The 15,326-nt window shown below is 36.0% G+C and carries 9 protein-coding genes; 1 reads left to right on the top strand and 8 read right to left on the bottom strand.

The genetic code is table 11. From position 1 onward, the window contains the following. The first annotated feature begins 20 nt into the window (after window positions 1–20). Complete coding sequence (locus BM084_RS12645; RefSeq protein ID WP_177195700.1) at window positions 21–3,185, top strand: helicase-related protein; 3,165 nt, start codon at window positions 21–23, stop codon at window positions 3,183–3,185. A gap of 89 nt (window positions 3,186–3,274) precedes the next feature. Here BM084_RS12645 and BM084_RS12640 read toward each other — a convergent pair whose 3' ends face one another. Genes BM084_RS12640 through BM084_RS12605 form a run of 8 tightly spaced genes read right to left on the bottom strand, consistent with a single transcriptional unit; the run spans window position 3,275 to window position 15,323 of the window. Further along, window positions 3,275–4,006 carry a hypothetical protein gene (locus BM084_RS12640; RefSeq protein WP_093305191.1) on the bottom strand — a complete coding sequence of 244 codons (732 nt, stop codon included), beginning with the start codon at window positions 4,004–4,006 and terminating at the stop codon, window positions 3,275–3,277. Window positions 4,007–4,048: 42 nt separating this feature from the next. Continuing rightward, on the bottom strand, window positions 4,049–4,762 hold the full coding sequence (locus tag BM084_RS12635) for a M48 family metallopeptidase (RefSeq protein ID WP_093305189.1): 714 nt from the start codon (window positions 4,760–4,762) through the stop codon (window positions 4,049–4,051). Beyond that, window positions 4,762–7,881 (bottom strand): type I restriction endonuclease subunit R, encoded by a 3,120-nt coding sequence (locus BM084_RS12630; RefSeq protein WP_093305187.1) that lies wholly within the window; start codon window positions 7,879–7,881, stop codon window positions 4,762–4,764. The genes BM084_RS12635 and BM084_RS12630 overlap by 1 nt, the downstream gene beginning before the upstream one ends. Continuing rightward, window positions 7,878–9,716, bottom strand: coding sequence for a DUF262 domain-containing protein (locus tag BM084_RS12625; protein WP_093305185.1), 1,839 nt, complete (start codon window positions 9,714–9,716; stop codon window positions 7,878–7,880). The genes BM084_RS12630 and BM084_RS12625 overlap by 4 nt, the downstream gene beginning before the upstream one ends. After that, window positions 9,716–11,197 carry a DUF262 domain-containing protein gene (locus BM084_RS12620; RefSeq protein WP_093305182.1) on the bottom strand — a complete coding sequence of 494 codons (1,482 nt, stop codon included), beginning with the start codon at window positions 11,195–11,197 and terminating at the stop codon, window positions 9,716–9,718. The genes BM084_RS12625 and BM084_RS12620 overlap by 1 nt, the downstream gene beginning before the upstream one ends. Before the next feature lie 6 nt (window positions 11,198–11,203). Next, window positions 11,204–11,743, bottom strand: a complete 540-nt coding sequence (locus BM084_RS12615; protein WP_093305180.1) for a hypothetical protein — start codon at window positions 11,741–11,743, stop codon at window positions 11,204–11,206. Then, complete coding sequence (locus BM084_RS12610; RefSeq protein WP_093305178.1) at window positions 11,740–12,924, bottom strand: restriction endonuclease subunit S; 1,185 nt, start codon at window positions 12,922–12,924, stop codon at window positions 11,740–11,742. The genes BM084_RS12615 and BM084_RS12610 overlap by 4 nt, the downstream gene beginning before the upstream one ends. Further along, entirely contained in the window at window positions 12,915–15,323 is a 2,409-nt protein-coding gene (locus BM084_RS12605) for a type I restriction-modification system subunit M (protein ID WP_093305176.1), read from the bottom strand. Before BM084_RS12605 ends, BM084_RS12610 begins: the two co-directional genes overlap by 10 nt. Between the last annotated feature and the right edge of the window lie 3 nt (window positions 15,324–15,326).

The following is a 15,326-nucleotide window of genomic DNA, read 5'->3' as shown; positions in this document are numbered from 1 at the left end:
ATTTGACCATGATTTCAACTATGAAACCTCCTTTTCAGACCGCTAGAGAAATAATTCTTTCCATTGAGGATCCTGACTGTATCATTGCGGTAAAAGGGCTTCCTTTAGAGCAGATCCAGACTGCGTTAAATCAACCTTTTTTAGAAGAGGACTATATTTCGGATGGGGTGCTTTATTTCGAAGGGATGAATACTACTGAAGGTAAAGCTTTTCTTGTACGTAACATGATGACGCCTTCAGGAGGTAAACGTGTATTAGCTTACGAAACGCTGCTATATGCTCACCGACTTTCCAAAGAAATAGGTGTTCAGGATAAAATAATTGTTATAGACTTTAATTTACATCCTTTTGCATACCCTGCTGTACCTGAAGATAAGGTTCCAATAATTGAAGATTTAAATGAAACTACCGAAGGAGTTCTTGATTCGGTTTATACTTCCCTCTATGCGTCAGCAATAAAAGCGAATGGTCAGACTCTCGTGCAATATAGAGATCAGGAGCTTCTTGAAAATTCTGAGGTTATTAAGGTATTTGAAATTGTTAACTGGGAATTTAAGAATCTTCAAGCTGTAGAGGAGAGTCTGATCGTGGAAAAGGATCTGGTGTTTAATTATGAGTCAAGAGAGTATGTATCCTATTTAGATGATATTATTCGTGGAAAGCGACAGGAACAGAATCTTAAAATTTTTGTCGAAAACAGTGTTCAGGCTGATCGAGTAGCACAGGAACAGTTAGGGATTATAATTGATTTTCTCCAGAAATCTGAGATTGAAGTAGAGTTGTTTAAAGTGAAATACGACCTTACTAAATCTGCGCGACCTGAGTTACAAAAGCTTTTAAAGGAGGTTTGGGATTATGATAGTTTCCGATCCTTGAAAATATATGCCGATCCCGAAGTCTCTAAAGAAACTATGGAAATAAGTCAGGCAGAAATAATTGAAACAATAGTTGAACAATATGAAAAAGCGAATGCAGGTGGGAGTTTTGATGATATTTTTTTAACTGCTCCAACGGGAGGAGGTAAATCTCTTATGTTTCAGCTTCCTGCTATATATCTAGGGGATCAATATAATGCCCTTAGTATAGTGGTAACTCCTCTGATATCTTTAATGGTAGACCAGGTTGATAATTTAAGAGCAACCGGCTATAGCAAAGTAGCTTATATCAACTCCAATATTAGTATAATTCAAAGGGAAGAAATTTATGAGCAGATAAGAAACAAGGAAATTGACTTGCTATATCTGGCCCCGGAATTACTTTTATCCTATGACATCAGCCACTTCCTTCAGGAAAGGAATCTTGGTCTCTATATTATAGATGAAGCTCACACCGTGACCACCTGGGGAAGAGATTTTAGAGTAGATTACTGGTATTTAGGGTCGCATATCAATAAGGTGCGGAAGTACGCGACAGATAGAGATGGAAAGAAATTAAAATTTCCTGTTGTTGCTGTTACCGCTACTGCTCCCTATAATGGGATACATGATGTCGTCTTTGAAACTCTGAACAGTCTCAAGATGATCAGTGCCAAAAAGTATATCGGCTATGTTAGAAGAGAAAATATAGAATTTATTATTAACCATGTCGATATTGATGGAAACCTGCAGAACAAAAAAGTTGACTTAAGTATCAAGAGGATAAAGGAATTCAATAATGAGGACCGCAAGGCTATTATTTACTGTCCATACAGGAGACAAGTATCTGAAGTAAATAGACAAGCCAATAAAGAAGGACTTGATTGTGAAATGTACCATGGTCAAATGGATGGAGAAGCAAAGGACAGATCGTATAATTCTTTTAAAAATAATGAGGTAAAAGTAATGGTAGCAACCAAAGCTTTTGGAATGGGGGTAGATATAGCAGATATTGACTTGGTTTATCACCTTGCCCCCACTGGTTTATTAACCGATTATGTCCAGGAAATTGGTAGGGCAGCCCGTGATAAGGATATTCAAGGGGAGGCACTGGTGGATTATTCAACCAGGGATTTTCAGTTTATAAATCAACTACACGGTTTAAACAGAACTCATGATTGGCAGTTAAGGGAAGTAATGAAGCGTTTATGGAATTTTTATAGGGAAAACGAACGTCAGAACCAGTTGGTATCGGCAGAGGATTTTGCTTATATTTTTAATGATGAAGACGATTCTAAATTGAGCAACAATGTAAAAAATGCCTTAATGCTTTTGGAGAAAGATTTGAATAAAAAATCAGGGAATATTCCTGTTTTAATTGCCAGACCTAAAAATCTATTTGCTAGAGTTTACGCTTGTATAAAGAATGAAGAAGTTTCTTCTTTTAAGACAAAAGTTTCAGGGGAGTCTTACAAAATTGTAGATTATCCTAATTACAGGGAAAATGGTAAATCTGTTGTCGAGTTGGAACTAAATGAGATATGGGAAGAAAATTTTAGTGATAAGTCCTTTGGGGATATAAAAAGAAAATTCTTCCAAAACATCCTTTTCGATGGAATTGATCTGTCACCAAAACTTAAAATTCAATTGAACCTTGAAACCAGTCCCGAAATGACAGTACAGGAGCTCCGAGATCACTTTAATGTCTTTAGAACCGCTTTTAATGACCTGGCAGGTCACTTTTTTACGAAGAAAGAATTTGCGATTAAACTGATACAGTTAACTAATAACATAGAATGGAGCAAGAGAATTGCCGATTTTGTTTTACCACTATTTAGCCAAAAAAGATCAGGGGCAGATCCATATCTGGATGTAAATGATGTGAGAGAATATTCAAATTTTCTTCAGCATAGAAGAGAAGGTGAGGAAATAAAGTACAGGGTTGTTGATGGAGCCATGAATAGATTATTTGCTCAAATTAGGACCACAGTAAGAGATCATTTCGGAAGTTCTAAATCTATTATAAAGTATGTAGATAATGACGGTCCATATAAGCATCTTTATGTAAAGGTTGGACAAATTCTTGAGATCCTTGAGTTAGGTGGTTATGAGGTGAGTGGTGGAGAGAACCCGAAAATTTATGTCAGGATAAATGATCCATTTCGTTTGCGCCAGGAAGCCTTTGGTAATTATAGAAATTCACTTTTACAAAATATTAGAGATAGGCATGAATTTGGAGTTAATTTAATGAAGGAATTCTTTGAAGCTGATTTGACCTCTAATCAAAGGTGGGATTTTATTGAGGATTATTTCCTGGGAAAAAAACAATAATAAAATTATTTAATTAGCTGGATATATTCGAAGAATATTTTTTCTGTAGTTCCACAGTTTTAAAAACTTCGAAGATATCCAGTTTTACATCAATCTTTAGTTTTTAGACTTTTATAGAATTTCTCATATCCTGATTCCAGTTTTTCAATGAGTTGCGTAATTTCTTCAAATGCCTTTTCTATGAAGGCGAAATTAATTACTTCATTTTCCTCAGGTTTAACCATTTTATGGATTATTCTTCTAATATCTTCGGGAAGATCCCTGTCTAATTTGTGGATATATTTATTTCTTACTGCGCCAATGGCCATAAAATTCTTTTTATTTTCTTTCGTTAATTCGATGGTTAAACCGCAGCTTCTGTCAAACCACTTTAAATAGCGTTGAAGAAAGGAACCCTGGGTGGGAAGTTCCACCGATATATCCAGATCTCTGGCAATTTCTACACTCAAATCTTCTAGCAATGTTTCCAGAAGACTAAGGGACATTGATAATATTGAACCTTTTAGAAATTCAGGGAAATATTCAATATCCGAGTGTTCATTTTCGTAATGAACTAATAATAGTTCTTCAGACCAGTCACTTTCATATAGCATGCTTGTCTCCCGGTCGTGCAGAATTCCCGTTTCTTTTTCTTTAAAATAATTTAGCTTTTCGGCCTCGTAATTTTTTAGGATACGGTCTGGGGTTTCACTCACTTTTTTGGTATAGTCTACTATTGAATCTTTACTGAATTGCCAATGACGATAAAGACTATTAAATCGATAACTAAAATCCCAGATGCAGGGAATTACAAAATCAGGATTTGGTTGGTAAATATTCATTTTATTGATGTTACATTTAAATTGAATGACTAGGGTTAATTCTTAATATCCCCAATCCACATGACTGTACGGTAATCTATTAAGTTCCTCACGATAAAATTTCCATTTCGGCATAAATTTGTCCATTAGTCTTACGAAATTTTGGTTATGACTTCTCTCCAGTAAATGAACCAATTCATGAACGATAATATACTCTAAACAATCTTTTGGTTTTTTTGCCAGTTCAAGATTAAGCCATATTCTTTTAGCCTCAGTATTACAGCTACCCCATTTGGTGCGCATTTTTTTTATTCCGTGGTCATTACTCTTTACACCTATTTCTTTTTCCCATTTTTCAATTAATTCAGGAACTAACCTTTTTAATTTTGAGCGATACCACTCATCTAAAACTTCTGCTCTTTTCTTAGTAGAAGTGTCAGGGCGAATGTAAAGGTGGATGTATTTATGATCTAATTCTACTTTGGGACTTGCTTGCCGGTAATGGATTTTTAGCAAATATCTTTTACCTAAAAAGTAATGGCTCTCTCGTTCTATGAACTCCCTTTGGGGTTCCCGTTCCTGCTCCAGTAAAGCTTTTTTCTGGTTTTTAATCCATTGAAGTTTTGAAATTGCAAAGACCCGGATGGTATCCATATCCATTTTTTGAGGTGCGGCAATACGTACCCTTCCATTGGGAGGATAGACACTTAAATGAATATTTTTAATATCCTTCTGTTCTACTTCAATTTCGATATTTCCCAATTTCAACTGCTGCATTAATATTCCGGTTGCTCGGTTATAATTTCAAATATTTTTTCAACTTTGGAGGGAACCCCATAGCCTGCAGGTGGCTCTTCCACTATTTGATCTGGTGTTGGGTTTTCAGTTGGTAAATTCTGCAAGAGTGTATTATAAATGGTATGCTTTACAACATTTTCCTTCGCCGGATGCCCACGCCAGTCGGCAGGAATGTTTTGTTTTAATTGATGATCCAGCTTTACAACTATATTTTCATCCTGATCTAAATTATTATACAGTGCACGCATCCCCGTCGAATTTACTGTTTCCGGGGTATCGTCTCCAAATCCTTTATTGGTTTGCTTTGCTAATTCAGCAATACGTTGCAAATATTCTTCATAAGAGACAGCATTTAATTTCCGCTCTTTAATTAATTCGTCCAAAAGCTTAGACATTTTTTCAAAAAATGTAGGATCTATATGTTGCTCTTTGATGATTTTTCTCCTCACATTATTTTCAATAGTTTCTGCAACAGCTCCTTTATTTCCTTTTATTCCTTTAGGTAATGAATTTATTGCGGCGGCTACACTTTCGTTAGAGATGATGTCCAGTAGGGTCATTCCCTCGAAGGGTGTTATGTCCTCGGCTTCTTCAGCCTGGATATAGGCATCCAGTAAATGCCGCATATCTGCTTCATAAGTTTTCATATCCAGAGTTTCACCTGATGCTTTTTTAATCTGATCACGAAGTTTTACATAGAAATCCAGATCCTTTTCCATGTTTCTTATTTCGTTTAACGAATAACCAGCCTCGGTCAATTCATCAGCTATGTTAGCATAAGCGCGAATAAATGCAACTGTTTTTTTATACAGTTGCGTACGTCTCAAGGCTGTATCCTTTAAATCGTTCTCGTTTTCGGGGTTTCCGCAGAAATAATGCTGATACTCCAGTGTGCCTTTTGGAGGCTGAACCGGCTCACACAGTAAAGCCAATTCCTCCATTGCATTATCAAGTCGTTGTTTACCGGCTTCCAATCTATCCTTAAGCATTATGCCTATATCCGCATTTTCAAAGTTATCCATGTCCAGTTCAGAGGTGTAGACTGAGATGGCTTCCCCCACACTGTCAAACATATTGCGATAATCTACGATATAGCCATAATCTTTATCTTCCCCGTCCACACGGTTAGTGCGGCAAATAGCCTGAAACAAACCGTGATCCTGCATACTTTTATCTAAATAAATATAGGCACAACTTGGCGCATCAAATCCTGTAAGGAGTTTTGATACCACGATGAGCAATTTCATATTAGCAGGTTCCTTAATGAATTTAGCCTTTGCCCAGTCTTCGTAAGTTTCTGTTTTAGTTTTATTGGGCTGGGGCGAAACACCCTTTAATATTTCTTCATAAAGATTATAAATAGATTCTTTCTGGGTTTCAGTATTTGCACCTGTATCTTCTGAAGTAACATCACTAGTATGAGGGTTATAACTGGTGACAACGGCACATTTGTTTTTAAATTCGGTTTTTTGAAAGAGCTTGTAATATTCACAAGCTTCATAGATGCTATTTGCCACCAAAATGGCGTTGCTTCTGGAAGACATCAACAACCGTTTTGTAGAAAAGTCAAAGATAATATCGGCAACTATCTTGTCCATTCGGGACCTGCTGCTCAATACATTTTGCATAGTACCCCACTTCTTTTTCAACTCTGCCTGCTGGTAATCGTTCAAACCTTTGGTTTTAGCTTTGAACCATTCGTCTACCTTTCTTTGAGAAGTTAGTTTTTGATCAATATCACGGGCTTCATACATAAGGTCGAGAATTACTTTATCCTCCACACCTTCATCAAATTTATAAGTATGAATATATTGCCCAAAAATCTCAAGGCTGGTTTGTTTGTCTTTCTTAAGCAGGGGTGTACCGGTAAAGCCAACAAAGACTGCATTTGGCAACATCGCCTTCATAGTTTTGTGCAGTTTACCGCTTTGAGTTCTATGGCACTCATCTACAAATACAAATATTTCTCCCGATATCTGGACGGGGTTTTCTTTAAGTTCCTCGATGTATTTATTGAAATTCGCCACATCTTTCTTACCGAATTTATGTACAAGTGAACATAATAAACGCGGACTAGGCTGCGCTAGTTTGCTCATTAAATCCCGACCGCTTTTGGTTCGAAATATTTCTTCACCTGCATCTGAAAATACCCCTTCAATTTGCTTATCGAGTTCATCGCGATCTGTCACAATTGCAATACGTGCCTTTGGATTATTTTCCAAAATCCATTTTGCCAGGTAGACCATAGTTAAACTCTTACCGCTTCCCTGCGTATGCCAAATGATCCCTCCTTCGTAGCGATTGACAAATTTCCGAGCTTCTTTTACCCCAAAATACTGATGAACCCGCGGCAGTTTTTTAATACCAGCATCGAACAGAACAAATTTATGAATGAGTTCTATGAGACGTTCCTTAGAACACATTTTAATGAGATACTTATCAAGCAAAAGGCGGGAAGAGTCTTGTTCGTCTTCTTTCCAGCTTAAGTAAAATTTCTCCGGGCTGCTGATTGTGCCATAGCGAAGTCCTTCTGAGTCATTTCCGGCAAAGAGAATTTGATTGGTTGCAAAGAATGGTCTTATAAACCTATCCTGTAGGTTGGTGATGTTTTGGCGGATGCCTTCACCGATACCTACAATACCTCTTTTAAGTTCCAAAACCGCCACTGCTATCCCGTTTATGTAAAGTACCACATCTGGCCGTTTGGTTTTTTCTCCTTTGTAGTTTACTTCCTCGGCTATGTAAAAATAATTGTCTTCTGGATCTTCCCAGTTTATGAGGTGAACAGTATCATAATTTTCGCTTGCAGTAACTTTTACCTTTACACCAAAACGTAACTTATTGTAAACTTCTTTATTTGTAGTGTATAAGCTATCATTGAAATTGGTTGCTACCTGTTGCAGTTCGAAAATGGCTTTATTGATCTGTGCTGTGGAATATTCTTTTTCCTCCAGATATTTCTTAAGTAAGGCTTCCTCAATATTGCTGTTGCCTTCTCGTTCCTCCCAGTTTCCCAGGTACGTATAACTTAACTCTTTTTGAAAGAGTTTGACCACCCGGTTTTGGGTAATGCGTTCAAGGTCGGTTATTTGGCTCATTTTATAGGTAAAATTTCGTTTCTTCTATTTAGTAGATCCAGAATATCATTGTAATGATTTAATATTTCAGCTTCTCCCCATTGACCATTTGAATTCGTTATTTTATACATAGTTAGCTGTTTTGCAGGTAGGTTCTCATTATAATACTTTCCTTTTGGGTCTGCCTTCCCTTTTGGTGATTCATCATTCATTTTAGAATTACCACTTTTACTAACTAAACACAAATTACCTAAGCAATCTAGTACATTCTCATTATCGGTATTTCGGTAGGATTGCGGCAAGTGATGTTCAACTGAATTCCTGTATTTGAATTCAAAATTGAATTTTTCTGGACTTTCAGTCCAATAGAGATAATCTATAAAATTAAAAAGAAAGTGAGGTGTACTGGTTCCCTTATTATAATGAGGAAGTGGTATCAGACTCTCGAAATTTTTATTACTGTTATAAGTTTCTAGTACTAAGCCATTCAATTTATTTAAGTATTCCTTCGATTGGATTTTTAAATCATCAACCTCATTAAACCAGAATAAAATTTCCTGTAGATAATTCTTATATTTTTTCGTCCTAAAGGTAACCTGTAACATGGAAAGACATTTGATAATTGGCTCTTGGAGTTCCTCAAATGAATTTTTATAAATTAATCGGTTACTATTCTGTTTTTCATTATAATAACGTTTAGGCTTATGTAATATCCATTTCGTGTTATCTTCAGATTTTTCGTCTTCAATAACTGTTACAATGAAACGATCGAAAACTACTCTATAAAATAATAGTTTATCAATAAATTCAAGTGGATCTATTTTTTCTTCTAACTTCTCAAACCATTTTAAGAGTTCGTCTCCATTTAAAGGGATATCCAATGCTTTATTATCAAAAAAGTATAGCTTTAAAACATGCATCAAAAAGTTAGGAAAATCAATAATAGCTTCAAAGGCTTCTTCATCTCCTTTATCCCTGTCTTCATCATCTATCAATATTGATTCACCATTTAGAATCCTCTCAATACTTAAAGAAGAATTCCCCTGGTTTTCTGTTTCCTTCTTAGATGTCTTATCACTTTCGAAGTAACAACTATCGTATTCTTTTCCGAAAAAACTTTCTCTATCGGTTTTACTAAATAAGCGTTGTATAGGCTCATTCATTTGTGAACAAGCATCCCAAATTTTTGAAAACTGAGCAGATCCAGTTTTATAAACTTGAATTTTATCTAAAAGCCTGGCTTTTACTATTTCATGTTCTTCTAACTGATCACCGCGGTTGTTCATTACCTCAAAATAATGGGCAACATCTGTATCAGAAGGTATTTCTACCTTAACCAGTTGAACCTGTTTGAAAAAATAATTTTTAAATTCATCAATAGAATCTTCCTTCAAATAATCAATAAAATGAAGCGTCTTAAAATCTTCTGCTTCCAAATCAACATTTTCAATATATTCAATAGCTTCATTAAAATGAGAAACTAAATGATTTGTTGTGGTAACTGCTACTTCACCTCTTTGAAAGTAAGTACTTAAAAAACTTTCAACTTCAGGTCTGGAATCATATTGTAATTTTGAAGTATGAAGATTTGGATCTAGTTTTTTAGCTATTAATGAAAGTGTAGTTAATCTTTGTTGACCATCTATGACTTCAAAATCTCCGTTTTTTCTTTTCAGGACGACCAATGTTCCAATGAAATAAAAGCCCTTTGGGTCTTTGATGTAATTTTCATAAATATCTCGTATTAATTGATGTATTTCATCATCAGACCAGGCGTAATTCCTTTGGTACAAAGGCACGACATAATTCCATTGGAAAATTTCTCGAATACTTTTATTTAACTCTTTTACTTCCATTAATCTTCAATATCAAATTTTGACAAATCTACTTTGTTATTGTCTTTTCTGATTTTGACCCCAAAATCTATAAAAAATTCGACGATAACATTTTCTACTTTTGAACATGCAATTCTCTTTTTAGCCAGCTCCGTTAATTTTCTCAATTCAAAGTAATTCTTGCTTTGTTCTATTATTGAGAAAATTTTCATATCGGATGGGTACTTAGCTACTGCTGCATACTTTACTTGTTGTTTTTCTAAGCGTAAACGATATACAATTGCATAAAGCTCTTTATATAATTTATTAACGCCATCTTCTCCGTATTTATCAAAAACTAAAATGATTAGGGATTTATAAAGTTCTTTTAAGTATTTGTCACCATCTCTATAGCTTTTAGGGTAATTACACTGTGCCTCATAGAAACCTTTAAATTCCTTCAGAAAATAATCGTCTTTTTTGATAATGAATAGCTGTTTGTAAATCTCTACATAAGACTCTACGTAATCGAAAAAAGATTTACCATTTATTAAAGGCTGATTAATAGCAACAAAATCGTTAACGTTGGATAAATGCTTTTGGTTAAACCGGGATTTCATCCCTTTTACCTGAACTTGTAAAGAGTTAAAATAGTTTAATGCAACTGAATGTAATAAATTACTATTGTGAAATGGATATTCCATTTCCTCTTTCGATCTAATGGTATGTCCTTTAAATTCATCAATAGCATTTTTATTGAATTTATAAGCCGCCTGTTTTCTACTCCAAACTCTTGTACGATAAAGCTGTTCATTGAAAAGTTTTTTAAGAATATCTTGAGGATTGCTTCTTGTATTTAATGGGTCGAGTACAAAACGAGTAGCATTTTCCCACCTTCGGTCACTCTCAATTTTATCTGTTGCTGTAGCTTCCTCATCTTCCATTGCTCTAATGTGGTAGGCTTTTAATAAATTATAGGCTTCCAAACTTTTACCCCGGCTATTTTGCGAATCGAACATCTGAAAAGCTTCAGAAAGGCTTGTAACTCTTATCTCTACAAATTCACAAAACTTATTTATATAGTTTAAAAAATCTGCTTTCTCCTTTCGTACATTTTCCGATAACCAATCATCTATAAAAACATTATTCCTTCGGATACACTTTTCTGAATCGCTATGATTGAAGCTAAGCTTCTTAGATAAAGTAATTGCTTCCTCAGATTTTAACTGCCGTAGAATTAATATAAGGGTAGTAATACGTTGTTGCCCATCAATGACATAAAAATCACTTTTTTCATTTTCAAACAAAATAACGCTTCCAATTCTATAGGCACTCTTTACTTGTTTCCAACTTCCGTAAATATCTTCTAAAAGCTGTAAAACATTTTTCTCCTGCCATCTATATGGCCTTTGATAATATGGAATTTGTAAATCTTGACTTAGAACAGCGTTTACCTTCTTTATTTCTGCCTGAATTGTTTTATCCTGTTTGGTTGCTGCATATAAAACTTTAGCTTCAATCATTTAAATCTATTTTTTCACATCGTTAAATATTATCTGTGCCATTTGAAGATCCTCTTCGGTAATTTTTACATTCGCATGCCCTATTTTATTTAAATCATTAAAAAGGATATCTGCTTCAAACATATTTATCAATGCAGTTTCTATAGATTCTGCTACTTTTCTTTTTCGCTTATGTTCTATTGTTTCATCGTTAATGAATTCCTCAATTGGATAAAAACTGGTCGCGATTAAAATTTTCTTTTCAAATAAGGCTTTATCTATAATCTGTCTTTTACTTATACCCTTTATCTTCTCTAAAATGCCTTTTTTAAATAAAGCCTTTATTAATTGGGAGTCTGTTCCGCTTTTTGAATTATATGGATTAAAATGCCCCCATAATCTATAGAATGGAGAACGAGCAGCGGTATATTTTCTATCCCCTGTTTGCCCTATATAATAGAAGGTTTTAAGGTTGTGAACTACAGTTATTACATATACATAGTACCTTGATTGAAACCAGCTGCCATCAAAATTAATTTGTAGTTTGTCTTCTAAAACCTCACTCATACCAACCTTATTTTCCCGGTTAACAACTGCTGCATCATTCCTTGTTTTACATTTTGATACTTCGCTAGCCTTTGCTCCAGCTGCTCAATTTCTTTGTCCATATCAGAAAGAATTTCAGCTGTCTCTATTTGCTCCTTTTTAGATGGATATTCAATTTCCATTTGATTTAAAGCTCTGAAACTAATTGCTGCCATTGTAGTCGAACTTGACAGATTTAAGACATCATCATTTCTATACGTAAAAAGGTGGTAAAAGAATTTTGGGAAAATGGATGTTTTAGGGATCAAACGAAATAAATTATTAGCAATGACTCCATTAAATCCATAACCTAATAATCCTGGACTACCATATCTAACCATAAAGAGATCCGTGTCTTTTATAATATGAGAGGAATTAGGTTTACTAATATATCTTGGTAATTCTTTGTTATTGGTTAAATCCACAATCCTAACGAACCTAACTAAACCTTCTTTCTTTAATTCATATTGTTCTTCAACTGGACATTGCAACCCTTGTTTTAATAAAAATAATTCTTCCAAGGTTTTTACTTCCCACCCCTCCTTAGGCTTCAGCAGTTCCTGCATTGCGCCTTTTTTAATCATTGCTTTCTTGGCGATCTTTTTTTCAAGAGCCTGGATGAGGGCATCGGTATCACTCAGCACCCTGGCAATGGCTTTCTGTTCGGTGAGGGTTTGGGGGACGGCTGCAGTAACTTCTTTAACTTTGCTCGGACTGATTTCAAGAAAAGTACTACCACTTGCTTTACTTATAATTTTAGATTTTAAAGTAGAGAGTAAATAATAAATGTATTCATTGTAGTAGTCCTCATAAACTAACAAAGATTGAAATCCCTGATTTGTAGATGCTTCTTTGGTTAGAATTCCTAAATCTCCAATTCCCGCTCTGCTTGTGAGTAAAATAGTGCCAATAGGCAATATTTGAGCGGAGGAATTCTGAAGCCCTTCTAAGGATATTTTTCTTTTACTCTCCTTTAAATATTTTCGCTCACCGACTTCAGTGGGAGTAAACCAGGAGATATTTCCATTCCAATACTGTAAGACATTTGTCTTAGGCGTACCACCACCTATTACTTTTGCTATTTCACCAAGTGTTCTCACTTCCCAATCCTCCGGAATCAAGCCTACTTCTGTTTGTTTGTATTTGGTTGCTGTTAGTTCCATACAAATCCCATTTTTTCCAGATGAGCGTTTACGCTGGTTTCAAGTCCTTCTACTTCAGTGTTTATAGCTGGTAATGGAGTGTCATAACGGTCTGCCAGTTCTTTAATGCGGTTGGTAAGGCGCTGGCTAATCTGGTCTATCTCGCCGCTCAGGGCATTTTTAATAGTACTAAGCCATTTGTCATTCACTACCAGTTCTTTGATCTCGTCTTCATTTAACTGGGGATATTTGGTAAAAAGAGCATCGTCCAGTTGCTTTTCTTTTTGTTTGATCTCCTTGTTGGCAGCTGATAATTGCGTATGCAGTTTAACGTATTTCTTCAGAGCGTTTAATTCCTCCTCCAGTTCAGTATCCTTTTCTTTCTGAATTTCTTTGATGCGCTTGTTAGCATTGCCTTTATTGACTTTGTCAAGTTCAGCAAACAGTCCGTCTTCACCACTGTGCTCTTCTTCCAGTTCGGTTATTTGAGCAGAGAGAGTCTCCTTAGTATTTTCTAGTTGGGATATTTCCTCTTGTTCTTCAGAAAAATACCTGTTGATCACCAGTTCTTTGGGGATCAAATCGCAGGCCCAGCCTTTATCTACCATCTTCTTCTGTTTGTTTTCTATCAGGATGCGATAAGTTTCGGCTTTCCAGCCGTCATAGGAAATGATGTAAATATCGTCCTGCATTACCTCGTGCCAATAGCTAAGAAGATGTTGATACACATCGTAATTATTTATAAGTGGCTTCTCCCGGTAGGTTTCTAACAAGTTTTCAGAAATATCATTTATGGCTTCTTTTGGGTGACAATCTTTATCTAAAGCTTTTAGATAGGTTTCGGTGTCTTTCGCCCAACCGGTGTAAAGGTTATTCATTTCTTTTATAAAAGCTTCAAACTCCCGGTGGCTATAAATGCTGTTGTTTACCCGGTCGTTTTCAATTTTCAGTCGGGAATAGCCCGTGCGAAATTCCTCAAATAAATCAGCCTTTAGGTTGGGATACACCTTCCAGTACTTTTCCAGGGCTTCAATATCCTTATTGGGAATACCGCCATTAAGGTGAGCATCTATGTCCTGGATATCTTCTTTATCCTGCGCATCTATATAACGTGGTATGTTGAGATTGAATTCATTTTCTTCAATGGCCGCCACAGAGACCATTTTGCTGTAACCCTCTATTACGGTTTCCTGGTTGAATACATCGGTAATTCTGCGAATATCTTGCTCCCTAAGTCGGTTCTTATTCCCGTCTTTTATAAAACCTTTACTGGCGTCAATCATAAAAACAGCTTTTCGGTTACCGGCGTTTTCCTTATCGAGCAAAATAATACAGGCGGGTATGCCGGTACCATAAAATAAGTTGGCCGGCAAACCGATGATTCCTTTAATATACCCGCGTTGGATAAGATTTTTCCTTATCTCAGCCTCAGCATTTCCTCTGAACAGCACTCCATGTGGAAGGATGACCGCTCCTTTACCCTGGCGTTTTAGCGACCGAAGGATGTGTAGGAGGTAAGCAAAATCACCATTTTTGGAAGGTGGAATTCCGAAGCCTTCAAAGCGGTTGTAGCTTCCATCATCGGGAAGCGATAAACCATTACTCCAGCGTTTATCACTAAAAGGTGGATTTGCTACTACAAAATCAAACTGTTTGAGGTTGTTGTTTTCTTCAAATAGTGGTTTGGATAAGGTATTTCCCTGTTTGATTTCCGCTGTGGGATAATCGTGCAGGATCATATTCATTCGGGCCAGGTTGGCAGTCGCTGAATCTTTCTCCTGTCCGTAAAGCGTTACCTGTGTATTAGCGGCAGAACCTATTCTCAAAAGAAGAGATCCCGAACCACAGGTAGGATCATATACAGTGGTGTTGGCACTGGTCTGCGCATCTGAAATCCCTATAATCATCGCCATAATACGACTTACTTCAGCAGGAGTATAGAACTGGCCTTTGCTCTTTCCGCTTTCCGTAGCGAAATGGCGCATCAAGTATTCATAAGCATCCCCTAATATATCATCACCTTCAGCCCTGTTTTTACTGAAATCGAGTTCCGGTTTTTCAAAAATCGCAATCAGATTGGTAAGACGGTCGACCATTTCTTTACCATCGCCCAGTTTTGATACATCATTAAAATCGGGCATATCAGAAAGATTATTTGCCTCTTTTAATGGCGCAATAATTTTCTTGTTGATCTGGTCACCAATGTCTGATTTACCTTTGAGAGCTACCATATCTTTAAAGCTTGCGCCCGAGGGTATGGTAATAGGGGCATACAATTGCCCTGCCCATTTATCACTAATGTATTTGACGAACAACATTACCAATACATAATCTTTGTATTGGCTTGCATCCATGCCGCCTCTTAGTTCATCGCAACTCGCCCAAAGGGAGCTGTATAATTCTGATTTTTTAATTGCCATTTA

Source organism: Salegentibacter agarivorans (assembly GCF_900113135.1).
GTDB lineage: Bacteria > Bacteroidota > Bacteroidia > Flavobacteriales > Flavobacteriaceae > Salegentibacter > Salegentibacter agarivorans.
The sequence above is the reverse complement of the archived record's forward strand: the minus strand, read 5'-3'. Positions and strand labels throughout refer to the sequence as shown.